We start from the raw sequence: 23,219 nt of genomic DNA, 5'->3' as shown, positions 1-23,219 counted from the left end.
CGTTTACCGAGTCCCCCGCTGCCGCAACGCCGACGGCATGAAATACGAATCCTCCGGCACCGGTTGCGAGAAGTCGACGGTCGAGGCCTCTTCGTTATCCAGGTTCTGCACGTAGTACCGACGGGCCTGCAAATCGTGGAAGACGTCCAGTGCGCTCCAGGTGGTGGGCAGGTCGTAGAAGTTTTTCAGGTAGGCCATCGATACGCGCCACAGCTCGCCTCGCCCGTCGTATTGATCCACCAGTGCGGCGCCCCAGCTGTCTTCGTCGAGGAACAGCACGCGTTTGGAATAGATATGCCGTGAGCCTGGCTTGAGTGTGCCTTCGACCACCCAGACCCGGTGCAGCTCGTATCGTGTGTATTGCGGGTTGAGGTGGCCGGGGGTGAGCAGTTGGGCGTATTTCACGTCGGGGCTGCCGACTTTGTAGTTGTTGTAGGGGATGTAGATTTCCTGCTTGCCCTTGAGCTTCCAGTCGAAGCGATCCGGCGAGCCGTTGAACAGGTCGGTGTCGTCTGCGGTGCGCAGGCCATCGGAGGAAGCGATCGGTGTGTCGTAGGCGAGGTTCGGCGCGCGACGGACGCGGCGTTGGCCGGCGTCGTAGATCCAGGCCTGGCGGGCGTCCCTGAGCTGGTCCAGTGTCTCGTGCACCAGCGCTGCGCCACCGGCTAGGCGGGCCGGGCTTTTCACGAAGGCGAGGTAGTAGAACAGGATGTTTTTCAGGTCGGCAAACTGGCCGCCCGGGCGGTAGTAGTTGAAGAAGCCCTCCTGCTGCGAGGTCACCAGCGCGAAGCTGCCGTTGCGCTGCACCGGTGCTTCGGAAGCGCGACGGACCACGTAGATGCCGCGATAGCGGGTGATGTGGTTCCACAGCACTTCGACGCCATCCTTGGGCACCGGAAACGGTACACCGCCATAGGCATCGGCGAACCCGCTGCCGCCCTCCAGCAGTTTGGCCGAGGTCGCATTCTTCAGGGTGTTGTCATACAGCCACTGCGGCGCCGAACCGGATCGGCGCGAAGGATAGACCGGCATCTGGAAGGTGTCGGGGTAGCTGTTGAACAGGGCGATCTGGCCCGGCGTGAGATGCGCTTTGTACTGGTCGAGATTGGCCTTGGTGATGGTGAACAGCGGTTTGTCCGCCGCGTACGGATCAGGGTGATGCTGGCCGGGCTTGTAGCCGGCCGGCGCCTGGGTGATGCCGCCGGTCCAGGCCGGAATGGTGCCGGCCGCATTGCCGGCGCGCTCGGCGCCCATGGGGGTGAGCGAGGTTTTCAGTTGTTCGGCTTGCTGGGGCGAGATGGCGGCCAGTGCGCTTGCGGCGGTGAGGCTCAAAAGTAACGCCAGTGTGGACTTGGTCAGTCGTGATGCAGGAAACATGTTCGTTCTCCGAATTCAAAAACCTGTGGGCTCACAAGAAATACTTGAGGTTGAAACCGACGTTGTCGCGGTCGCGAATGCCGTTGTTCTGCCCACCGCCGTAGAACTCGGTGTACTGCAACTCGGCTTCGAGCCTGTTCTGGTAGTTGGCCTTGATCCCCAGCGTGTAGGCCTTGCGGCCCTCGATGGTGTTGCCGGCCTGGTAGCTGTTGCCCTTGAAGTCGTCCTTGTAGACGACGTAAGGCGAGACGTTGACCCCGGCGTACACGTCGTTCCAGGTGCCGTTGAACATCACCGTGTAGCTGTAGGAATCGCGGTTGACCTGATCGTCGCGATCGCCGCCGGACACATACGAAGTGTTGCCGGTACCGGCGTAGTAACGGTTGCTGCCGTCGTAGGCGGTGTATTGCAGGCTGCTGCCGCGCAGGTGCTCGGAGGCCAGTTCGAAGATGCCGAACATCGAGTCGAACGACAGCGTCGGGCCGAAGTTGTAGATGCTGCCCAGCGAAGTGTTGAACGCTTCCACCCGCTCGGCGTTGTTGATCTGGCTGTCGAGGGTGACCATTTGCCCGCCGACGTTGATGGTCTTGCCGGACACCGCTGCGGCAGCGCCATTGGCCAGGTCGCCGATCAAATCGTTGGTGGCCGCCACGCCGATGGGCAGGTTCGGCCGATAGGCCACTTCACCGAACACCGAAGCCTCGCCCAGCGTGGTGTTGAAGCTGAAACCGTACATGCGGATGTCTTCGGCATAGCGTCGATGGGCCTGGATGTTGCCCATCACATCGGCGGTCGCCAGCCCGTTGGCGAGGGCCCCGGCCTGACTGCCGGCAACGCTCGACAGCATGTTGGTCAGGGCATTCATGTCGATGCCGTTGTAGCCGCCAAGGTCAGCGGCGATGGTCGGCTCCTTGGCGTGGTAGTTGACCATGTACAAACCGAACTCGGTGCTGTTGAGCTCTTCGGCGATGTAGCGGAAGGCGAAACCAAACTGGCCGTCGTTGCGCGCGTTGTAGTCCTTGCCGATGGACGCCACCTTCAGGGTGTTGCCATAGGCCGGGGTCACGCCGTTGGCGTACAGGCCGGTGGACTTCAGCGCCGGGCCGAGCAACGGATTGTTGCCCAGTGCGCTGTACAGGCCGATGACATTGCCGAACCCCGGCACCGGCGTGTCGAGGGCTGTGCCGCTGAAGTTGTTGTAGGCCGTGTTGCCGCCGTCGGCGAACAGGTCGGTCTGCGAATAGAAGGTGCCGACCGGGTCGATGCGGGTTTCCTTCCAGTTGGTCTGGTAGAAACTTTCCATGGTCAGGTTGTCGCTCAGGCCGATGTTGAAGCTGAGCGCCTCCACCGGCATCAGCACTTCCTTGACCTCGGCACCCGGCAAGCGATATTTCGCGGCGTCCACCGGGTTGGTGGTGTTGACCCCGCCGCGATAGAAAATCCCCTCGCCCCAGTTGAACACCTGCCGCCCCACCCGCGCGGTGACCGGCATTGATGCGACGTCCCAGGTGCCATGAACATAGGCGTCGAGCATCTCGATCCGGCTGCCGGCGATGTCGCGGGTCTGGCCGGTGAAACGGTCGTCCTGGGGATAACTCTGGCTCGGTTGCGACGGGCTGTTGTTGTGGTAGTAGTCGTTGCGCTTGTCCATCAACTGGGTGTCGTAGAACGCGGTGCCGCGCAGGAACATCCCGTAGTTCTGGTAGTTGGCTTCCAGCTCCGAAGTGATCTTGTACACCTCGGAAACCAGACCGGTGTCGAAGTTGCGATTGCCGTCGTTGGTGTTGACGTCATCGTTGGTCTTGTCCCGGCCCTGGACCCGCCACAAGCGGCCGTAGGACAAGGTCGTGTCGAGCGAGCCGGTGACCTGATTGTCCAGCACGCTGAACTCGGCGGCCTGCACCGCATCGACTGCGCAGAGTTGCAGCAGCCCTGCCAAACCGACACCGGGGAGCGCTACGCCAGACAGGCGCAATCGAGTGTTGATCATCTGTTCCTCCTTCCCTGTTCTTATTGTTGTGTGTAGCCGCGATGCTTATGGCGCCAGTCCCGCACGGACATAAATCCGGCTGTGGGCGCCGAAATGGCCGAGCAGTCTGAGCAGTTGCTGATTGAGTTGCGGGTGCTCGAAGGTCTCGCGCTGCAACTGATTGCCCGCGCTGAAATCACTGCTCACCGGCGCCGTTTCCAGCCACTGGCCGATGGCTTCATCGAAGGCGGCGGAGTCGTCGACGGACTCGGCACTCACCACTTCGCGCAGGTAGTCCACGGAGTACGGCGGGTAAGTGGTGTCCCGAGTGGCATCGGCGTAGGCGTCGAGCATCGGATGCGGCTGACCGGCGCGCAGCACGCGGCGCAGCCAGGTCGACTGGTATTTCTCGACTTCCATGTGGCGGGTCGCGACCCGTTCGATGGACGCCTGTTTGTCGTCTGCAAAACCGGCCAGCGCCTTGCCCTCCAGCAGCAGAAGGCTCGGCAGTTCGACGCCGGGCAACGGCTTGGCGTGATACGGCTGGGTCAGGTCCTGAACGTGGTGCAGGCCCCAGCCGAGGAAGCGATAACCCCAATAAGAGTGACCACTGGCAAACGCCAGTCGCGCCAGCCCCATGTACTGATACGCGCGCCAGTCCGGCCAGCTGCGTTCGAGAAATCCGGCGGCCGCGTACACCACCGGGCTCTCATGGAAGAAGCCCATGTGGAACGGTGCCTGGGAACTGTACTGGAATCGCGCATCGCCAAACGGCTGCGGGCCGAAGCCATACAGCGCGGCGACTTCGCCGGGGTTGTCGCTGAACAGATTGATGTCGTGGCCGTAATCCGGCTCGTCGGCGGCGCTCGCCAGCACGGCCAGGGGCGCGACTTTTTCGTGATCGGCCACGCGAATGAAACGCTGGCGATTCCACGGCGAAAGTGTCTGCTCGACCATGACCTGATCGGCCTGCAGATGCTCGCGCTCGGACAGGTCCTTGCCCGGCAATGGCTGGATGACCATCGCCAGATAAATCTGCGGATTGATCCGCAGCGCAGTGAGGAAGTCGTGGCGCAGATTGTCGCTCGGCGTGGCGGGCAATTTGAGGTTGTCGGGGCGCGGCGGGTACTGCTTGAAATGCTCGCGGGCGAAGCGTTCCTGCTCATCGAGCAACGCGACGATGGCCGGGTATTGATCGGAGAGAAACTGCTCCAGCGGTTCGACCTCGACGGGCGACGCATCGCGCAACGCCGGCAGATCCTGCAACGCCAGGTAGCTGCCCACCGTATGGTTCGACCAGCCCCACGCCGTGGGGGCCATTGCGCAAAGCAGCAGGAGGGAGATCAGCTTCATTGCTTCTGGTTCTTGTTATGTGTGCCGTGGGGATCGAGCCTAACAACCGACCCCGCCCCTGACACTGTCCGATCTCACCAGAAAAGTTCTCCGATAGCGCCACGTGCGCTATTCGTTCAGGCCGGGTAACCGGTGATCTTGCGGATGCTCTGGTACAACGGTTTGAGCTGTCGATACATGCGCAGATAGACGTCCTTGTACAGTCGCTCATAGACCTGCTGCGCCTCGGGTTGCGGCTGAAACACCGCGCCGACCCGGGTCATCGCCGCTATAGCCGTGGGGAAATCCGCGTGCAACCCAAGCCCCACCGCGCAGCAAATCGCCGCGCCCAGACCGGACGCTTCATAGACGTGCGGACGCTCCGCCGGCAGACCGAAGATGTTCGCCGTGAGTTGCATCGCCGCATCACTTTGCGAACCACCGCCAGCGACCCGTAAACGGGTGACGGAGATCTTCGAGCGCTTCTCGATTTTCTCCATGCCCTGACGCAACGCATAGGCCAGACCCTCAAGGATCGCCCGGTAAATGTGCGCGCGGGTGTGCACGTCACCGAAGCCGATCATCGCGCCTTTGGCTTCTACGCCCGGCTCGCGGATCCCCGGCGACCAATACGGTTGCAGCATCAACCCCATCGACCCCGGCGGCACCGCATCGACCAGCGCGTCGAACAGTTGCTCGGGCTCGATCCCCTGCTCTTTGGCCTGCTGCATTTCCCGCAGGCCGAACTCGTTCTTGAACCAGCTGACCATCCAGTAGCCGCGATAAATCATCACCTCGCAGTTGTACTGATCTGGCACCGCCGACGGGTACGGCGGAATCAACGGGACAATTTCCAGATAGCGCGAGCGGGTGCTGGTGATCGTCGCCGTGGTGCCGTAGGACAGGCACACCGTGCCCGAATCGACGACGCCGGAACCGAGCACTTCACAAGCTTTGTCGGCCCCCGCCGCGATCAGCGGAACGCCTTCGGGAATGCCGGTGTGGCGACTCGCTTCGGCGCTGATGTGGCCGAGGGTTTCACCGGGTTTGTGCAACGTCGGCAGTTGCTCGGGACGCACCGCCAGCGCCTGCCATTTCCAGTCACGTGGCGCGGCCCAGCGCAGGCGTTTGAAGTCGAACGGCAGGTAACCGACGCAACAACCCACCGAGTCGACGAAACGTCCGCACAGGCGATGCGTGAGAAACCCCGAAAGCAACAGAAACTTGTCGGTCGCCGCCCACACGTCAGGTTGATGACGGGCGATCCAGTTGGCCTCGGCCTGGGCGCGAAAGTAATCCACGGTGGCCTGCGCGCCGGCCAGTTTGAACAGCCAGCCCCACGGCCCCTTGATCCCGCCTTCCACTTCGCTCTGGCGCTGATCGAGCCAGAGAATCGCCGGACGCAACGGTTTGCCCTCGGCATCGACGTTGATCACCGTGCCGCGCTGGGTGGTGAGAGAAACCCCGGCAATCTGCGAACGATCGATACCGGTTTGCGCCCACACCTGCTGGCAGGCCTCGCCCAGTTTCGCCCAGTAATATTCCGGATCCTGCTCGGCCCAGCCCGGTTGCGTCGAGTAATAGGCCTGCAATTCAACCTTGCCCTTGCCGAGCAGATTGCCCTGCAAATCGAAGAGCAGCGCGCGCACGCTCTGGGTGCCATTGTCGATGGCCAGCAGGTAACGCTTGTTCGGGTGGTTGTCCATGGAGCTCTCTTCGAGGGGCATCACTGCGCGATTTCCGGCAGGCCGTGATGGCGTTGCCATAACGCCTGATAGCGTTGCTGTTCCTGTTGCCAGTGTTCGTCGTCCCAGCCCAGCCGTGGCTGGCAGAGTTGGCGAATGGCCGGGAAATACTCCGCGCCGCCACGGGGCAGCAACAGGCCGAGACGGGTTCGGCGCAGCAGCAGGTCATCCAGGTGCAGGACCATTTCGGCTTCGCAGGCGAAGGCCAGTTCTGCCCACAAAGTGTCGGTGGCGCCCACCATTTCATGGCCCAGTTCGGTGAGCAGTTGCGCCAGCCTTGGCAAGTCCCGGCCATGTCGCCCGGCCAGACGTCGCCACTGACCGGGGCTGAGGCCGGGGATTGTCAGTGGCGGCACGGCGGCAAATACCGGCGCGGCATCGTCTTCGAAAGAACGGCCGAGCATGTCGGCGCAGGCCTTGAGCACTTCGATGGCTTGCGGGCGGAACGTCGTGAGCTTGCCGCCGGACAACGTGACGCAACCCGGCTCCTGCCACAGCACGTGTTCACGGGTTTCGTTCGAGGGTTTGTCTTGATGCTCGCCCGCCGCGCTGCCCACCACCGGGCGTACGCCGGACCAGGTTGAAAGCACGTCGGCCGTTGTCACTTCAGCGCCGGGAAACTGCTGTTGGCAGGCTGCCAGAAGATAGTCGAGTTCTTCGGTGCTGATGCTCGCGCTCTGGTCCAGATTCTCCCGGTGATCAAGGTCGGTGGTGCCGACGACCGTGGCGCCTTCCCACGGGAAAACGAACACAGGACGCCGATCCCGCTCATGCATAAACGTGAAAGCCTGCGCCACCGGCAAGCGCCAGCCCGGCAACAACAAATGACTGCCACGCAACGGGCGCAACTGACGCGACGCCTCAGGTGAACGCAGGCGTTCGGCCCAGGCGCCGGTGGCCACCGCCAGCACACCACAACGCAATTGCATTGAAGCGCCGGCCTCGCAATCTTCGACCTGAACCCCGCACACCCGCCCGTTTTCCCGCAGCAGATGTTCGACGCGCACGCCGTTTAGCACCACCGCGCCGTCGGCCCGTGCTTCGCTCAACACGCGCATTACCAGCCGCGCGTCATCGGTCAGCGCATCGACAAAACAGGTGCCGCCCAGCAGGTCATGTTCTTTCACGCCCGGCGCCAGATATCGCAGTTGCTGCGCGTCATGGAAGCGATGGTCTCGGCGCCCGGCCAATGCGTCATAGATCGACAGCAGACCACCCAGCACTCGCGGCCCGGGAAAGCCGCCGCGATAGTGCGGCATCATGAAGCTCATCGGCTCCACCAGCCCCGGAGCCTCGTCGAGCAGACGCTGGCGTTCGCGCACCGAATCGCGGGTCAGGCGCCACTGGCCCTTGGCGATGTAGCGCAAACCGCCGTGGACCATTTTTGAAGAACGACTGGACGTGCCCCAGGCGAAATCACGCTGTTCCAGCAGCAGGCAACGCCAGCCACGGCGTGCGGCTTCACGCAGGATGCCGGCGCCGCTGATGCCGCCGCCGATGACGATCAAATCCCAGGTTTCACCCGCCAATGTCGGCAGGATTTGCTGGCGCCATTCGGCGTTCCAGTCCGCGCTCATCGCCGTCACTCCTGCAACAGCGTGCCGGGGTTCAGACGCCCGGCCGGGTCGAAGTGCCGGCTCAACGCCTGCAAGGTGTCCATCGCCAGTGCGCCCTTTTCGCGCGGCAGGTAAGGCGCGTGATCCTTGCCCACGCCGTGCTGGTGGCTGATGGTGCCGTGGTTGTCGACGATGGTCTGGCTGGCCGCGTGCTTGAGGGCCTTCCAGCGAGCGAGCGTCGCGGGATAGTCCGCCGCCGGGCGAAACACGTAGGTGGTGTAGATGCTCGAGCCTTCGCCGTAGACGTGGGACAAGTGCGTGAACACATGCACCCGTTCGCCCTCGGCCGCCAAGGCATCCCGCAGGCTGTTTTCGATCCGGTTGAGCAGGTTGTCGACGTTGCTCCAGTCGGTGGCGGTTTCGAGGGTGTCGACCACGTAACCGGCGTTCCAGAGGTTCTCCCGCAGGTAGGGAAAACGGAAGCGGTTCTGCGCCCACTTCTTGCCCAGCAGCGTGCCGGTGAACACACCGCCGAATGCCTTCAGATGCTGACGGGCCTGGCTCAGGGACAACGAGTTCTGCTTGCGATTACCGGTCACACCGAAGGTCAGCAGGCACTTGCCCTGCCCCGCGCCGCGCAGGTTCAGGTACTTCTCCAACCAGGCGATCTGCTGCGGATGGCCGGCCAGCGCCAATTGGGTTTCGGTCTCCACCGCGTTGGACAGGCGCAGCATCGAAAGCGGCACCCGCGCTTGCGCCAGTTGCTGAATGGCTTGCAGCGCCTTGCTCCAACTGGGCAGAAACACGCCGTAGAAACGCTCATCTGCCGGCAGCGCGCTGACCCGCACTTTGACCTCGGAAATGATCCCGAAACGCCCCTCGCAACCCAGCACCACTTCGCGTAGATCAGGGCCGGCTGCCGAGGCCGGGAAGGTTGGAATATGCAGCGGTCCGGCAAAGGTTTCCAGGGTTCCGCCGGCGAACAGTTGCTCGATCCGCCCATAGCGCAGCGACTGCTGACCGCTGGAACGACTGGCCACCCAGCCGCCCAGCGTCGACAACTCCCACGACTGCGGGAAATGCCCCAGCGTGTAGCCACGGGCGCGCAGTTGGCTTTCCACCTGCGGGCCACTGGCGCCGGGGCCGAAAGTCGCCAGCAGGCTTTGTTCGTCGAGGTCGATCAGGCGGCTCATCCGCGCCAGCGACACCGTCACCACCGGCCGCGCAGAGTCCGGCGGGTTGATGTGCCCGGCCACCGACGTGCCGCCGCCGTAGGGAATCAGGCACAGGTCCTGCGCCTGGGCGAGCGCCAGCAACTGGCGGATGTGCTCGGCGGTTTCCGGGAACGCCACGGCGTCGGGATAGTTGCCCAGCGCGCCTTCGCGCAACGCCAGCCAGTCCGGCAGGCTCTGCCCCCGGGCATGCAGCAGACGGTCATGGGCATCGATGCTGTACAACGCGTGTTCCGCCAGCCGCGAGACCGGCACGCGGGCCAGCGCCGCTTCAAGCGTCGCATCGGGCAGCGCGCGTCCCTCCCCCAGTCGCTCATGGAGAAAACTTGCGCCCTGGGCCGGCAGTTCGACCACCGTGGTTGCATCTCCCCAGCCGTTCCAGCGTCGCATGCGTGTGTCCTTCTGTGCAGTCTGATCAGTGAGATTTCAGGCCCTCATACTAGTCAGCCGGCCGAAAGTGTCACGGTCGCATCCGGCCAGTTCGAGTAGCCAATTGAGTCAAACGTCGCGCAAGCGTTAGCCATTTACTTTAGTCGTGGATTCAAATTACCTTTCAGGGCGCTCATCCGCCCGTGGCGGCCTCGATCAAGGGAATTCGGTCATGCAATCGCTCGGCTTCACCTCCGTTCCGCCGCTGCTCAAATACCTGCGCCATGCCGAACATCTGGGCCTGGCCATCGAGCCTGCGTTAGCGGCGGCCGGGTTGCAGGCGCAGCAGTTGAGCGACAACAGTCTGCGCCTGCCGGGTGAAACCCATGAGCGGTTGCTCGACTACTTTTGCGAGCACTCGGGCGATCCGTTGTTCGGCCTCAACGCCGCGAATTTCGTCCTGCCCAACTCCTGGAGCGTGCTCGGCTACATCACCATGAATTGCGCGACACTGGGCGACGCCATGAGCCGCATCATGCCGTTCGAAAAACTGGTGGGCGACATGGGCGTCAGCCGCGCCGAGGTGCACGACAGCCACGTGCACCTGATCTGGAGCTGCCGCTTTGAGCGCCCGCGGATTCGCCGGCATCTGGTGGAAAACGTACTCGGTTCCTGGCTGCAATATGCACGCTGGATTGCCGACACCCAGTTGTCACCGGCCGCCGTGTGGCTGGAACACTCGATCCCGGCGGACACGACGCTGGCGCAGTACGAACAGTTTTTTGAGTGCCCGGTGCTGTTCCATCAGCCGTATTCAGCGCTGGTCGTGCCGTTGCCGTATTTGCAGTTGCCGTTGCGCCAGGCCGATGCACATTTGCTGCGCACGCTGGAAGAACACGCGCAGAGTTTGATGGCGACGCTGGAGGATGCGTCGCTGGAACAGCGGGTCAAGAGCATCCTGCGCCAGTTGCTCAAGGAAGGTCTGCCGCGCAAGGAACAAGTGGCTGAACATCTCGCCGTGTCCGTGCGTACGCTGCAACGCCAGTTACATCAGGCCGGCACTTCGTATCAGCAGATCCTCGATGAACTGCGCCAGGAACTGGCCGAGCATTACCTGCTCAACAGCACCTTGCCGATTCAGGACATTGCCCAATATCTGGGCTTCACCGAACCGCGCTCGTTTCACCGCACCTTCAAGAGCCGACGCGGCATGCCGCCCGGCGAGTTTCGGCAGACTCACCGGGTAGCGAATGACAGTTAGAGGCTGATCGCGTTGGTGAACACCAGACGATTGCCGAACGGATCGGCGATGGTCATGTCCTGGCTGCCCCACGGCATGGCCTGGATGCCCGGGTGCGAGAACTTGTAGTTCTTGGCGACCAACTGCTGCTGGAACGCCTCCAACTCATCGGTCTCGATCCGCAGGGCCGAACCCGGTGTTGCATCGCCGTGGTGTTCGGACAAATGCAGCACGCACTCGCCGCGCGAGACTTGCAGGTACAACGGGAAACCGGGTTCGAAACGATGCTGCCAATCGATCTTGAAGCCGAGGAAGTCGACGTAGAATTCCACGGCCTTGGCTTCATCGAAAATCCGCAGGATCGGGGTGGTTTTGCCGAAGCTCATGGGTTGCTCCCTGACTGATTGGCCCCAGAGTGTAGCCGGGGTGGATGTCAGCAATTCGGCTTGGTGATGGCTTTCTTTAATTGCAATGTGCCATCACCGTGACGCAGTCAGCAAAATTCAACGAAAGCCGTCGCGCAGATCGCCCTGGCGCGCCAGGAACCGCCCTGGTCTTTGGCCGTTGGCCTGACCGTCGCGGTAACTCAAAACACCATTGACCCACACACCCTCGATGCCCTGGGCGACGCGTTGCGGGTCGTTGAAATCCGCCACGTCACGCACGGTCGCCGGGTCGAACAGCACCAGATCCGCCCAGTGTCCTTCACGAATCTCGCCCCTTTCTTTCAGGCCGAAACGCGCCGCCGACAGACCGGTCATCTTGTGCACGGCAGTGTGCAGCGGAAACAGCCCGACATCACGACTGAAATGTCCGAGCACCCGAGGGAAAGCACCCCACAGACGCGGGTGCGGGAACGGGTCTTCCGGCAGGCCATCGGAGCCGACCATCGACAGCGGATGAGCAAGTATCCGGCGCACGTCGTTCTCGTCCATCCCGTAATACACCGCGCCCGCCGGTTGCAGGCGTTTGGCGGCGTCGAGCAACGACAGGTTCCATTCGGCGGCGATGTCCATCAGGTCGCGACCGCCCATTTCCGGATGCGGCGTCGACCAGGTGATGGTGATGCGGTGGGCGTCGGTGACCTGCTTCAGATCCAGGGTCGAAGAACTCGCCGCATACGGATAGCAATCACAGCCGACCGGGTGAGTTTTCGCCGCCTCTTCCAGCGAGGCAAGCAACTGCGGACTACGGCCCCAGTTACCGGCACCGGCGCATTTGAGATGGGAAATGATCACCGGCGATTGGGCGTGACGTCCGATGCGAAACGCTTCGTCCATCGCCTCCAGCACCGGTTCGAACTCACTGCGCAAATGCGTGGTGTACACCGCGCCGAACGCATTCAGTTCTTCGGTCAGTTGCATGACTTCATCGGTGGACGCCGAGAACGCGCTCGCATAGGCCAGACCTGTGGATAAACCGAGGGCACCCGCCTCCAGGCTTTCACGCAACTGCTCGCGCATCGCGCTGATTTCAACGTCGGTGGCGGTGCGAAACAGATCATCAAGATGATTGCTGCGCAGCGCCGTGTGCCCGACCAGCGCCGCGACGTTCAGCGTGGTATTGGCCGCTTCGACCGCCGCCCGATAATCGCTGAAACGTGGATAGACGAACGCCGCCGCTGAGCCGAGCAGGTTCATCGGATCCGGCGGATCGCCGCGCAAACTGACCGGCGCCGCACTGATCCCGCAATTGCCGACAATCACCGTGGTCACGCCCTGGCTGAGCTTGGGCAGCATTTGTGGCTGGCGAATCACCACGGTGTCGTCATGGGTGTGCACGTCGATGAAGCCCGGCGCCAGCACGCGGCCGGCGGCGTCGATTTCATCGGTGGCGCGGGCGTCGCCCAAGTCACCGATGCGCGCGATGCGGCCATCGAGGATCGCCACATCGGCGGCGTAACCGGGGCTGTTGCTGCCGTCGATGACCAGGGCGTTGCGAATCAGGGTGTCGTACAGCATGTCAGTCTCCCAGCGGCAGGTGATCGTCGCCGCCACGGTATTCGTCGAGGGCGAGTTTGATCCGCCGCAGACGTTCTTGATTGTCTTCAGGATTGGCCAGCGCCAGCTCGGTGGCCAGCACGTCGATGGCGAGCAGCATGCCGTAGCGCGCCGCCGTCGGTTTATAGATGAACGAGGTCTCGGCGCCTTGTAGCGGCAGGACGATATCGGCCAGTTCCGCCAGCGGCGAATCGGCGCGGGTGATGGCGAGAATCCGGGCGCCGTAGTTGCGCGCCAGCGCCACGGTCTCCAACAACTCCGGGGTGATTCCGGTCAGCGAACAGACGATCACCACCTGCTCGGCACTCAGGCTGGCGGCGGTGACGCGCATCATCACCGCGTCGTGGCACACCGCAATCGGGTAGCCGAGACGCACCAGCCGCACTTGCAACTCATCGCTGCACAGGGTCGAGCAACCGCCGATGCCGAAGGCGTGGATCATCCGCGCCTGGCCCAGCAGTTTCACCGCATCGGCGAAGCGCGACTCGTCGAACGCCGCCAGATGCTGGCGAAGCGTGGTTTCGATATCGCCGACGATCTGCCCGTAAAACGCCGACTGTTCGGGCGTGCCCGCCGGGTCGAGGAAACGGCTGCCGACGCCGCTGGCTTGGGCCAGTTGCAGGCGCAGGTCGCGCAGGTCGCGGCAACCGACGGTGCGGGCGAAGCGCGACAGCGTGGCGGTGCTGACTTCGGCCCGCTGCGCCAGTTCTTCGAGGCTGGCGGAGGCGGCAAATCCTACGTCGTCGAGCATCAGACGGGCGATGCGTCCTTCACCGGCGCTGAAGGAATCCTGACGGGCGCGGATCTGATAAAGGATGTCCATGGCGGAAAACTCCGACTACAGCAGGTAAGAAAGACCGACGGTCAGGGCAAAAGCGACAACCGAGATCAGGGTTTCCAGCACCGTCCAGGTCTTGAACGTCTGGGCCACCGTCATGTTGAAGTATTCCTTGATCAACCAGAAGCCGCCGTCGTTGACGTGGGAAAAGATAACCGAGCCCGCGCCGGTCGCCAGCACCAGCAGTTCCGGGTGTGGATAACCCAGACCGATGGCCACTGGCGCGACCACGCCGGAAGCCGTGGTCATGGCAACGGTGGCCGAACCGGTGGCGATGCGCATCAATGCGGCGAACAGCCAGCCCATGATCAGCGGCGACAGGTGAAATTCGTGAGCCAGGCCAACGATCTGATCGGTGACGCCGGCGTCCACCAGAATCCGGTTCAGACCGCCACCGGCGCCCACCAGCAAGGTGATGCTGGCGGTCGGTGCCAGGCATTCGTTGGTGAACTTGAGGATCGATTCCCGGTTGAAACCCTGCGCTATGCCGAGCGTCCAGAAACTCAACAGCGTCGCCAGCAACAGCGCAATCACCGAGTTGCCGATGAACAACAGGAACTGGTTGAAACCGCTGCCCGGCGTGGAAATCAGGTTGGCCCAGCCGCCGATAAGCATCAGCACCACCGGCAACAGAATGGTCGCCATGGTGATGCCGAAACCCGGCAGGCTGTCGCGGGGTTCGCGTTCGAGAAATTGCTTTTCCAGCGGGTTATCCGCCGGCAACTGAATGCGCGGCACGATGAATTTGGCGTACAGGGGGCCGGCAATGATCGCTGTCGGAATACCGATGGCAATCGCGTACAGCAAGGTCTGCCCGACCGACGCCTGATAAGCCTGCACCGCCAGCATCGCCGCCGGGTGCGGCGGCACCAGCGCATGCACCACCGACAGCCCCGCGACCATCGGCAAGCCGACCATCAGGATCGACACGCCAACCCGCCGCGCCACGGTAAAGGCAATCGGCACCAGCAACACGAAACCGACTTCGAAAAACAGCGGCAGCCCCACCAGAAACGCGATGCACACCATCGCCCAGTGCGCGTTTTTCTCGCCAAAGCGCTCGATCAGCGTGCGTGCCATCTGCTCGGCCCCGCCGGACTCGGCCATCATCTTGCCGAGCATCGTCCCCAGCGCCACCACCAGCGCAATGTGCCCCAGCGTCTTGCCCACCCCGGCCTCATACGCCCCCACCACGCCCGACGGCGGCATCCCCGCCACCAGCGCCAGGCCGATGGAAATCAGGGTGATGACGATGAACGGATTGAGCCGGTAACGGGCGATCAGAACGATCAGGGCGATGATGGCAACGGCGGCGTACACCAGCAGCCAATAGCCGAAGGACGGTGTCATGCGGTACTCCTCGAAAGGGTCACGTTCGAATGGGTTGTGAAACTCATAAATCATTTCTAGATCGAGTTTTCAAACGAAGTGAAAGTAATTTTCGTGGAGGGATAAGGGTTGTCGTTTTTGGATATGTCTTGTCGCGAATAATGAAAATCGAGGGGTGGGATTTTCATGTCCCTCGGGCACAAAAAAACCGGTGAAAACAAGCAAGCTTGCTTCCACCGGTCTCGGGGACGTCACCTTTTCAGCGTGAACTCACACCATTTCGTTACGAATCCATTCAACCACCGACGTGCGCTTCGGCGCCCAGCCCAGCAGTTCGCGGGCGTGTTTGCCGCGTACGCGGCTGTTGGAACCGAGGCCGTAGTTGGCCATTTCGTAGCCCCACTCGGCTTCGGCGTCTTTCAGTGGCCAGTCTTGTGGCTGGCCGAGGTTCAGGGCCTGGGCCATGGCGGTGGTCATGTCGATGAACGACGCTTCACCGCTTTCGACGAAGTAGAAGGTGCCCGGGACGTTTTTGGTCAGGGCCAGCAGGTACAGCGACACCACGTCTTCGATGTGCACGTTGGACCAGATGTTCTGGCCGGTGCCGACGTGACGCACCACGCCGCTTTTGCGCGCCTGTTTCAACAGGCGCGGCAACTGCACGCTGTCGCGATTGACGCCCAGGCTGTGGCCGTAGATCAGGGTGTTGCAGATGACGGCCGAGTTCACGCCGTCCTTCGCTGCGGCGAGGATCAGGTTGTCGATGGCCACGCGTGCGGCCTTGTCGACGGTCGGCTCCGGCAGGTTGTCTTCGAAGTAGATGACGTCGCTGGATTTGCCGCCCGACGCATCGCCGACGATGCTCGAACCGCTGGTGTGCAGGAACACTTTGTTCGAGCCACGCAGGGCATCGAGCAAGGCTTCGACCGCGCCGCGATGGTCGCTGCTGGCGGCGTTGATCACGGCGTCTGCGGCGCGGGCCTGTTCGGCCAGCAGTGCCTTGTCGTCGAGGGTGCCGATCACCGGGGTGATGCCCAGTGCTTTCAGCTCATTGGCCTGCTCGGCGCTACGCACAAGACCGGTGACGGTGTGGCCGGCCTGGACCAGACCGGTGGCGATGGAGCCGCCGATAAAACCGGCAGCGCCGGTGACGAATACGTTCATGGAGAAACTCCCTGCGTGAGTAAGTGATGCAACGAGTATCGACCGGCGAGTCCTGTGGAAAAACCCGCCCTCAACCAATTCACTGTTGCGCAGGGATCACGAATCAGCCTTTGAAATCGGCGCTGGCGTAAGCCGCCAGTTTGCTCTGGATGAAATCCAGGAAGCACTGGATGCGCAGCGCCAGCTGCGAGTTGCGGTAGTACACCGCGTTGATCGGCTGGCGATAACCGCTGTTGAATTCCGCCAGCAACACCTTGAGGCGCCCGGCACGAATGTCGTCGATGGTCATGAAATGCGAGAGGCAGGCGATGCCCTGGCCTTCCAGCGCCAGGTGGCGAACCGTCTCGCCGCTGGAGGCGCTGATCGCCGGGGTGATCGGCCAGCGGTCGCCGTGCACGTAACGCAGCGGCCATTGGTTGAGGCCTTCGTTCTGGGTGAAGCCGAGCAAGGTGTGCTCGCTCAGATCGGCCACTTCCAGCGGCGCGCCGTGCTTCTCAAGGTACGCAGGACTGGCGACGATCAACAGCGGACTGCAACCCAGCGAGCGGGCATGCAACGTCGAATCGGCGAGTGTGCCGATGCGGATGGCGACGTCGGTGCTTTGTTCCAGCAGGTCAATGATCAGGTCGTTGCTGTTGAGTTCGAGTTGGATGTCCGGATACAGCCGCCGGAATTCGTCGATGTACGGCACGATGGCGTGGAGCATGAACGGCGACGCGGCGTTGATGCGCAGTCGCCCTGATGGCGTCTGCTGACGGGAAGAAAGGCGCTCTTCGAGCTGGTCCATCTGGTCGAGGATCAGCTTGGCCTGTTCGAAGAAATACTTGCCCTCTTCGGTCAGGTCCATGCGCCGGGTCGTGCGGTTGATCAGCGTGGTGTCGAGCTTGGCTTCCAGCCGCGACAGCGTGCGGCTGACCGCCGACGGCGTCTGTCCGACCTGCTCGGCGGCGGCGGAGATCGAACCGCATTCGATCACGCAGACGAAAATCTGCAACTCATCGGATCTGGCTTTCACGGGTGTCCTCGAATCGAAAGGCCTGCTGCGCAAGCTCAGGCCTTCGATAGTAGCCGAGCGTCAGGCCTTGAGGCCAAACACCTCGGTCAGATGCTGCTCGTAACGCGCCACGTCGGCCTCGATGTTCGGGCGTTTCATCACGTCCACACAGAGGAACGTCGGCAGGCCGGTCATGCCGAGGAACTCGTTGGCCTTGTGGAACGGGAAGTACACGGCGTCCACGCCTTTGGCTTCAAAGAAGTCGGTCGGATCATCGAACGCCTGCTGCGGCGCGTTCCAGGTCAGCGACAGCATGTACTGCTTGCCCTGGATCAGACCGCCGCTGCCGTACTTCTGCGACGCGTCGGAACGGGTGCGACCGTCACTGGCGTAGAGGCTGCCGTGGCCTTCGGTGAAGACTTCGTCGATGTACTTTTTCACGGTCCACGGCGCGCCCATCCACCAGCCCGGCATCTGATAGATGATCACGTCGGCCCAGAGGAATTTGGCGACTTCTTCGGCGATGTCGTAACCCTCGTCGATGAAGGTGGTCTTGACGTCGACACCGCCGCGATCCAGCACGCTCAGCGCCGCTTCGTGCAGGGTGGTGTTGTAGCGACCGTCGGAGTGGGCGAATTTTTTACCGCCATTGAGCAACAGCACTTTTTTCATGGGAGAGCCTCGATCGGATTCCGATACGCAGCGCAGAGCGCTGGATGGAGAAGGGGAAAAATTGAATGGCGGCAGATTAGCGATCCGCCTCGCGCGGAATAAGCACTGGTTGCGCAAAATTCATTTGAGTAAAACGCACGAATCGAATGCCGATTGTTGCCTTAGGATTGGCCGCCATCTGAATCTGAATGGAGTTTTTTTGCGATGAGCGAACGCCAGGGTTTTATCCTGCACGCCAAGACCCGCCCGGAAAAAGCCGAGGCTTTCGAAGCGTTTTTCCGCGCCTACGTCGAGCCGAGCCGCGCCGAACCCGGCTGCATCGAGTACCACATGCTGCGCGACAAGGAAGACCCGAGCCTGTTCATTTTCTACGAGATCTGGGAAAGCCAGGCGCATCTGGACGTGCACTCGAACCTGCCGCACATGCAGCAGTTTCTGGCCCAGCGCATGGAGTATCTGGAGCGGGATTTCGATATCCGCCCGATTGAAATGCTCAGCGCATCGTCCGCTAGCCGCTGATCAGCAAATGGGCGCCGAGCGCGCCCAGACCGATGAAGAACACTCGCTTGAACAGCACGGCGCTGATGCGCTGGCGCAGCCATTGGCCGAGCAGCATGCCGAGCACGGCGGGGATCAGCGCCAGCAGCGAGGCGCTCAGTTCCGCGCCACCGAGCGACCCGCGCCAGAGCAATCCACCGGCCAGTGCCAGGGTCGATACGGTGAAGGACAGGCCCAGCGCCTGCACCAGTTCATCGCGGCTCAAGCCAAGGGCCTGCATATACGGGACGGCGGGAATCACGAACACACCAGTGGCCGAAGTGATGACGCCGGTGATCACGCCACACAGCGGGCCAAGCCACAGTTCATGGCGGCGGCTGACACTCAGCGTCGGCAGGATCAATCCGCTCAGCGCATAGAGCAATAATGCCGCGCCAAGTCCGCGCACCACCCAGTGCCCGCCCGCCATGCCGATCCACAAGGTGCCGACCGCCGTGCCGAAGAAGATCGCCAGCAGCATCGGCCACAAGCGTTTCACCAGCCCCCGCAAATGCCCGCCGAACGCCAGTTGCCAGACGTTGGTGAGGGTCGCCGGAATGATCAGCAACGCCGCAGCCTGCGACGGTGCCATAGCCAGACCGAGCAAACCCATGGCAACGGTGGGCAGGCCAAGACCGATCACACCCTTGATCATGCCGGCGACCACGAAGGTCGCAATCACCAGCAATGACAGGGCCAGACCGAGGTTTTGATAGAAATCTGCGAGTGCGTTCATGGCGATACTGTGCGCCTGCGCGGGTGAACTGAAAATCTGTCATACACTGAGGCAGCCTCTCTCTCAGCAAGAGTCACGACCGATGCACTTCGACCTCACCGACCTGCGCCTGTACCTGCACATCCTCGACAGCGGCAACATCACCGCCGGCGCCGCACGCAGTCATCTGTCGCTGGCGGCGGCCAGTGCGCGGATCCGGGCGATGGAAGCGTCGTTGGGCACCGAGTTCTTGGAGCGCGGGCGCCGTGGTGTCACGCCGACGCCGGCCGGCAAAGCCCTGGCGCAACATGCGCGGGTGATGCTGCAACAGGCCGAACGTCTGCAACAGGATCTGGCCGAATATGCGCGCGGCGTCAAAGGTCAGGTGCGGTTGCTATGCAACACCACGGCGCTCAGCGAATACCTGCCGGAGGTGCTGGCGGATTTCCTGCGCGAGCATCCAAACCTCGACATCGATCTGCAGGAACTGCCCAGCGCCCGCATCACCCATGCCTTGCGTCAGGGTGCGGCGGATCTGGGCATTGTGTCCGACGCGATCGACACCACCGACTTGCAGACCCGAGCCTTTCGCGATGATCCACTGGTGCTGATTCTGCCCCTGGAACATCCACTGTCTGACGCGAGCGAAGTCAGCTTCAGCGACGCCCTGCGCCACGACTTCGTCGGGCTGCACGCCGACAGCGCACTGGCGGTGTACCTGGAAGAACAGGCCCTGCACAGCGGCTCGCGGATGCAGATCCGTATCCGCGCCGATGGTTTCGACGGGGTGATGCGCATGGTGGCCCGAGGTGCCGGTCTGGGTATCGTGCCGCTGGCGGCGGTTCAGCGCGCCGCGCCGCAAGCCTTCAAGACCCTGCCGATGAATGAAGGCTGGGCCAGGCGCAAACTGTTGCTGTGCGCCCGCGACTTCGCCGCCCTCCCCGCTTATGCCCGCGCCTTGCTCGACGCCTTGACTCTGCCCTGAGGGGCAGACTTTATCCTTGGGGTTTCTTCCTCAGGGGCAGTCATGATGGGCAAGCGGATTTTGTTGATTCTCGGCCATCCATCCAGCGAAAGTTTTTGTGCGGCACTGGCCGGACGCTACTTGGAATCGGCCCGCGAGGCCGGGCACGAGGTGCGGCAACTGTCCCTCGGCCAACTCGACTTCGACCCGGTCCTGCGCGACGGTTACAGCCGAGCCCAGGTCCTTGAACCGGATCTGCTACAGGCCCAGGCCGACATCCTGTGGGCCGAACACCTGACGCTGGTCTACCCGATCTGGTGGGGCGGGATTCCGGCGCTGCTCAAAGGTTTTTTCGACCGGGTCCTGCTCCCCGGCTTCGCGTTCAAGTACCGCCAGGGCAAAGCATTTCCCGACAAACTCCTGCAAGGTCGCAGCGCCCATTTGCTGGTCACCATGGACACCCCGCCCTGGTATTACCGCTGGATCTATCGCATGCCCGGCCTGCATGAAGTGCGCAGGAACACGTTGGCGTTCTGCGGTATCGAACCACGCCGGACGCTGACCTTCGGGCCGGTGCTCGGCGCCAGCGACCATCAGCGCGAAACCTGGCTGAAGCAGGCCGGATCGATTGCCCGCCATTGAGTTTTCCGCTATTGGTGCTCGGGCCCGCTGACGGAGAAAAGGGATTTGCACATGTACATCGGCCAGGCCGCACAGCGTTCGGGAACCACGATCAAAACCATCCGCCATTACGAGTCGATCGGCCTGCTGCCCGAGGCCCCGCGCCAGGGCAAATACCGGGTCTACGACCCGCAGACGGTCGAACTGCTGAGCTTTATCAAATGCGCGCAGGCGCTGGGTTTTCGCCTCAGGGAATTGCAGGCGATCTTTGCCGGCCAGCCCGAACTGACGCCTTATGAAAAGGCCCGCCGCGCGATTGCCGACAAGCAAAAGGAAATCGCCGCACAACTGCTGAAACTCAGCCGACAGCAAGAGGAATTGAGCGCGCTGGAGGCCAGTCTTGAACACGCGCAGCAGCAATGCCTGTCGAGCGTATCGAGCGCAAAATAAGCACAAGGAATAGCTTGCAAGGTACGTATACATACGTACTATATCACCAGAGCGAACGTGTTGCCCGATACCCGTTTTCGCACAACGACAACGGACAAGGAAGAACGGATCGGCTCCATTAAACCTACATGGAATGAGGTGACGCGATGGTTGATTCAACGGAGTTTCGTAATGCAATGGCGATGCTGGGGAGTGCCGTCACCATCGTCACGACCGATGGCCCTGCGGGGCGTTTCGGCTTTACCGCGTCGGCGGTGTGCAGCGTGACGGATTCACCTCCGACGTTGCTGGTGTGCGTCAATCGCTCGTCGTCCAATCACGAGCATTTCAAGACCAATGGCGTGCTGTGCGTGAACGTCCTGACCGGCGACCACCAGTCGACGTCCGGCGCGTTCGCCAATCGGCAGTTGAGCATGCAGGAGCGCTTTTCCAGCGTGAACTGTCAGACCCTCAAGACCGGTTCGCCGGTGATCGAAGAAGCGCTGGTCAGCCTCGATTGCCGGGTCAGCAAGGTCGACGAGGTCGGCACTCACAGCATCTTCTACTGTGAAATCCTCGAGCTGCAGCAACACAGCGAGGCCACGGAAGGCCTGGTCTATTTCAACCGCAGTTACTACCGTCTGAACGACGAACTGCGCCTGGCACCCGAGCAGTGATCCAGACACCCGCCGGCCTCGGCTGACGCTGGCCGGCGGGTCATGACAGGGATGTAACCATGCTATTCAATGAAGACAACTTCGCGGATATCGACCTGAACCTGATCATCATTTTCCTGGTGCTGTTCCGCGAACGCAGCGTGTCACGCACGGCCGAGCGCCTGCACGTCAAACAACCCGCCATCAGCGGATCGCTGGCACGGTTGCGCAAGCGGTTCGATGATCCGTTATTTCTGCGTTCTTCGAGAACCATGCGCCCGACCTCGAAAGCCGAGCAACTGGCGCAGGCGCTGACGCCGGCCATCAAGCAGATCGAAGCGGTGATCCGGCTCTGAAAAACCGGCGAAAAAAAACCTGCGGGATTTCACTCCCGCAGGTTTTTTTCATCAGGCCGACTTGAGCGCCTGAGCGTATTCAACCCGAGCCCAGAAGGCAGGCAAAAAGCACTCGCAGACCAGCAGCGCCGAGCCATTGCGGGTGAAACGCGAGCGCCGGGCCAGCAGACGTTTGGCCTGTGGCGCGAAGCGATAGGACAGCGCCGCCAGCGGTGCGCCGGGGGACAGCAAGGCGCACTGGAAAGGCTCGCGCAGGGTCTGTTCCGACGTGTAGAGAATCTCGGCCAGCGGTCGACGGCCATAGCCGTTCAGATCCGCCCAGTCGCCATTCAGTGCCGGCACGCTGGTCAGGCTGCGCGCGGTGACGCAGGCCTCGCCATCAAGCTTCATCACCACTTCGCGCACCCAGCCGAGGGTGGCCGGCGGCACGTTCAGCGCTTGCGCTTCTTCAGGATTGAGCGGGCCATGGGACTGCTCGACGACTTCGATTGAATAATCGCCCATGGCTTTCAAACGTGGGGTCAGTGCCCCGGGCAAAAACAGCCAGTGATGCTCGGAGCCGGTCAATTCCGACAGCGGTCGCGATGACCAGTAATGACTTGTATCCATACCCGCTCACACCTTCCTGGTGATGATGAATTGTTGGTTGCCGTGGAAGGCCAACCCTTCACCGGCGGTGTCTGTCACTCGGCTCCGTTTTCTTCGGTCACTTCGTGTTTGCTGATGACGCTGATGGTCTGTTCATCGGTCTTGACCGCCGACAGCAGCGAGTCGAGCAATCCCGGAAAACGCACGTCCATGTCTTCGCGACGCAGGGACAGCAGGTTTTCCCGACCGTAAGGGCGCTGCCAAATCAGACCGCTGTCGCGCAGAACCCGCCAGTGGTGAGTCATGGTCGACTTCGATGCGCCCTTGAGGATCCGGCCGCATGGATGTTCCTGGCCATCGGACAACACTTTCAACACGGTCAGGCGTAGCGGGCTTCCCAATGCGTTCAGCACATTTTCCAGAAGGATCTGATCCTGATTGGGATGATTCGGGACGTTCATAGGTAGGTACCCTTGATGATATAGGCGGGAAAAATCCGGCTTGTATTCGTCTATACGAGAACAGTAAGACTATAC

Annotated in this window: 23 protein-coding genes; 7 read left to right on the top strand and 16 right to left on the bottom strand. The window is 62.2% G+C overall.

The genetic code is table 11. The annotated features are described in order from the left end of the window. Nucleotides 1-3: 3 nt before the first annotated feature. The 6 genes from AC1RT4_RS20480 to AC1RT4_RS20455 form a co-directional block, all read right to left on the bottom strand. Nucleotides 4-1,377 carry a DUF1329 domain-containing protein gene (locus AC1RT4_RS20480; RefSeq protein WP_493087449.1) on the bottom strand — a complete coding sequence of 458 codons (1,374 nt, stop codon included), beginning with the start codon at nucleotides 1,375-1,377 and terminating at the stop codon, nucleotides 4-6. 31 nt (nucleotides 1,378-1,408) lie between these two features. Next, nucleotides 1,409-3,367 (bottom strand): DUF1302 domain-containing protein, encoded by a 1,959-nt coding sequence (locus AC1RT4_RS20475; RefSeq protein WP_493087447.1) that lies wholly within the window; start codon nucleotides 3,365-3,367, stop codon nucleotides 1,409-1,411. 45 nt (nucleotides 3,368-3,412) lie between these two features. Continuing rightward, nucleotides 3,413-4,699 (bottom strand): phospholipase, encoded by a 1,287-nt coding sequence (locus AC1RT4_RS20470; RefSeq protein WP_493087445.1) that lies wholly within the window; start codon nucleotides 4,697-4,699, stop codon nucleotides 3,413-3,415. A 116-nt stretch (nucleotides 4,700-4,815) separates the two neighbouring features. Further along, complete coding sequence (locus AC1RT4_RS20465; protein WP_493087444.1) at nucleotides 4,816-6,384, bottom strand: FGGY-family carbohydrate kinase; 1,569 nt, start codon at nucleotides 6,382-6,384, stop codon at nucleotides 4,816-4,818. 20 nt (nucleotides 6,385-6,404) lie between these two features. Then, nucleotides 6,405-8,000 carry a glycerol-3-phosphate dehydrogenase/oxidase gene (locus AC1RT4_RS20460; RefSeq protein ID WP_493087442.1) on the bottom strand — a complete coding sequence of 532 codons (1,596 nt, stop codon included), beginning with the start codon at nucleotides 7,998-8,000 and terminating at the stop codon, nucleotides 6,405-6,407. A 5-nt stretch (nucleotides 8,001-8,005) separates the two neighbouring features. Continuing rightward, nucleotides 8,006-9,601: an FAD-binding oxidoreductase gene (locus tag AC1RT4_RS20455; protein ID WP_493087440.1), complete on the bottom strand. Its 1,596-nt coding sequence runs from the start codon at nucleotides 9,599-9,601 to the stop codon at nucleotides 8,006-8,008. A 211-nt stretch (nucleotides 9,602-9,812) separates the two neighbouring features. Here AC1RT4_RS20455 and gliR point away from each other — a divergent pair, with 211 nt between their 5' ends. Continuing rightward, nucleotides 9,813-10,841, top strand: a complete 1,029-nt coding sequence (gene gliR / locus AC1RT4_RS20450; RefSeq protein ID WP_493087438.1) for an AraC family transcriptional regulator GliR — start codon at nucleotides 9,813-9,815, stop codon at nucleotides 10,839-10,841. Here gliR and AC1RT4_RS20445 read toward each other — a convergent pair. The 7 genes from AC1RT4_RS20445 to mdaB form a co-directional block, all read right to left on the bottom strand. Then, nucleotides 10,838-11,206: a glyoxalase superfamily protein gene (locus tag AC1RT4_RS20445; RefSeq protein WP_007953815.1), complete on the bottom strand. Its 369-nt coding sequence runs from the start codon at nucleotides 11,204-11,206 to the stop codon at nucleotides 10,838-10,840. The genes gliR and AC1RT4_RS20445 overlap by 4 nt on opposite strands. 117 nt (nucleotides 11,207-11,323) lie before the next feature. Further along, a complete protein-coding gene (locus tag AC1RT4_RS20440; protein ID WP_493087435.1) occupies nucleotides 11,324-12,781 on the bottom strand; it encodes a D-aminoacylase in 1,458 nt (485 codons plus the stop codon). A 1-nt stretch (nucleotide 12,782) separates the two neighbouring features. After that, a complete protein-coding gene (locus tag AC1RT4_RS20435) occupies nucleotides 12,783-13,643 on the bottom strand; it encodes a MurR/RpiR family transcriptional regulator (RefSeq protein ID WP_007953817.1) in 861 nt (286 codons plus the stop codon). Nucleotides 13,644-13,658: 15 nt separating this feature from the next. Next, nucleotides 13,659-15,008, bottom strand: a complete 1,350-nt coding sequence (locus AC1RT4_RS20430; protein ID WP_085608174.1) for a GntP family permease — start codon at nucleotides 15,006-15,008, stop codon at nucleotides 13,659-13,661. Between the two features lie 249 nt (nucleotides 15,009-15,257). Beyond that, a complete protein-coding gene (locus AC1RT4_RS20425; RefSeq protein WP_493087432.1) occupies nucleotides 15,258-16,151 on the bottom strand; it encodes an NAD-dependent epimerase/dehydratase family protein in 894 nt (297 codons plus the stop codon). A 103-nt stretch (nucleotides 16,152-16,254) separates the two neighbouring features. Then, nucleotides 16,255-17,166 carry a LysR family transcriptional regulator gene (locus AC1RT4_RS20420; protein ID WP_192563425.1) on the bottom strand — a complete coding sequence of 304 codons (912 nt, stop codon included), beginning with the start codon at nucleotides 17,164-17,166 and terminating at the stop codon, nucleotides 16,255-16,257. 60 nt (nucleotides 17,167-17,226) lie between these two features. Then, a complete protein-coding gene (mdaB, locus tag AC1RT4_RS20415) occupies nucleotides 17,227-17,817 on the bottom strand; it encodes an NADPH:quinone oxidoreductase MdaB (RefSeq protein WP_085701350.1) in 591 nt (196 codons plus the stop codon). Nucleotides 17,818-18,021: 204 nt separating this feature from the next. Between mdaB and AC1RT4_RS20410 the strand changes: the two genes are divergently transcribed. Next, on the top strand, nucleotides 18,022-18,336 hold the full coding sequence (locus tag AC1RT4_RS20410) for a putative quinol monooxygenase (protein WP_102687323.1): 315 nt from the start codon (nucleotides 18,022-18,024) through the stop codon (nucleotides 18,334-18,336). On the opposite strand, the gene AC1RT4_RS20405 is transcribed toward AC1RT4_RS20410, so the two are convergent. Continuing rightward, complete coding sequence (locus AC1RT4_RS20405) at nucleotides 18,326-19,090, bottom strand: sulfite exporter TauE/SafE family protein (RefSeq protein WP_493087429.1); 765 nt, start codon at nucleotides 19,088-19,090, stop codon at nucleotides 18,326-18,328. The two genes, AC1RT4_RS20410 and AC1RT4_RS20405, sit on opposite strands and share 11 nt — an antisense overlap. Nucleotides 19,091-19,172: 82 nt before the next feature. On the opposite strand from AC1RT4_RS20405, the gene AC1RT4_RS20400 reads away from it, so the two are divergent. The 5 genes from AC1RT4_RS20400 to AC1RT4_RS20380 all read left to right on the top strand — a co-directional run bounded on the left by AC1RT4_RS20400 (nucleotide 19,173) and on the right by AC1RT4_RS20380 (nucleotide 22,095). After that, nucleotides 19,173-20,054, top strand: coding sequence for a LysR family transcriptional regulator (locus AC1RT4_RS20400; protein WP_493087427.1), 882 nt, complete (start codon nucleotides 19,173-19,175; stop codon nucleotides 20,052-20,054). Between the two features lie 42 nt (nucleotides 20,055-20,096). Beyond that, nucleotides 20,097-20,675: an NAD(P)H-dependent oxidoreductase gene (locus AC1RT4_RS20395; protein ID WP_493087425.1), complete on the top strand. Its 579-nt coding sequence runs from the start codon at nucleotides 20,097-20,099 to the stop codon at nucleotides 20,673-20,675. 51 nt (nucleotides 20,676-20,726) lie between these two features. Next, a complete protein-coding gene (locus AC1RT4_RS20390; RefSeq protein WP_493087423.1) occupies nucleotides 20,727-21,104 on the top strand; it encodes a MerR family transcriptional regulator in 378 nt (125 codons plus the stop codon). Between the two features lie 146 nt (nucleotides 21,105-21,250). Then, entirely contained in the window at nucleotides 21,251-21,760 is a 510-nt protein-coding gene (locus AC1RT4_RS20385; RefSeq protein WP_007953834.1) for a flavin reductase, read from the top strand. A gap of 59 nt (nucleotides 21,761-21,819) precedes the next feature. Further along, nucleotides 21,820-22,095: a helix-turn-helix domain-containing protein gene (locus AC1RT4_RS20380; protein ID WP_007953837.1), complete on the top strand. Its 276-nt coding sequence runs from the start codon at nucleotides 21,820-21,822 to the stop codon at nucleotides 22,093-22,095. A gap of 51 nt (nucleotides 22,096-22,146) precedes the next feature. Here the strand turns inward: AC1RT4_RS20380 and AC1RT4_RS20375 are convergent, their stop codons facing one another. Both AC1RT4_RS20375 and AC1RT4_RS20370 read right to left on the bottom strand, forming a co-directional pair. Next, entirely contained in the window at nucleotides 22,147-22,704 is a 558-nt protein-coding gene (locus AC1RT4_RS20375) for a chorismate--pyruvate lyase family protein (protein ID WP_493087421.1), read from the bottom strand. A gap of 74 nt (nucleotides 22,705-22,778) precedes the next feature. Then, nucleotides 22,779-23,144 carry an ArsR/SmtB family transcription factor gene (locus AC1RT4_RS20370; protein WP_007953843.1) on the bottom strand — a complete coding sequence of 122 codons (366 nt, stop codon included), beginning with the start codon at nucleotides 23,142-23,144 and terminating at the stop codon, nucleotides 22,779-22,781. Nucleotides 23,145-23,219 lie beyond the last annotated feature (75 nt).

The sequence above is a fragment of the Pseudomonas sp. GW821-FHT11D10 genome (assembly GCF_058808435.1).
This window is presented reverse-complemented; position numbering and strand designations above follow the sequence as displayed.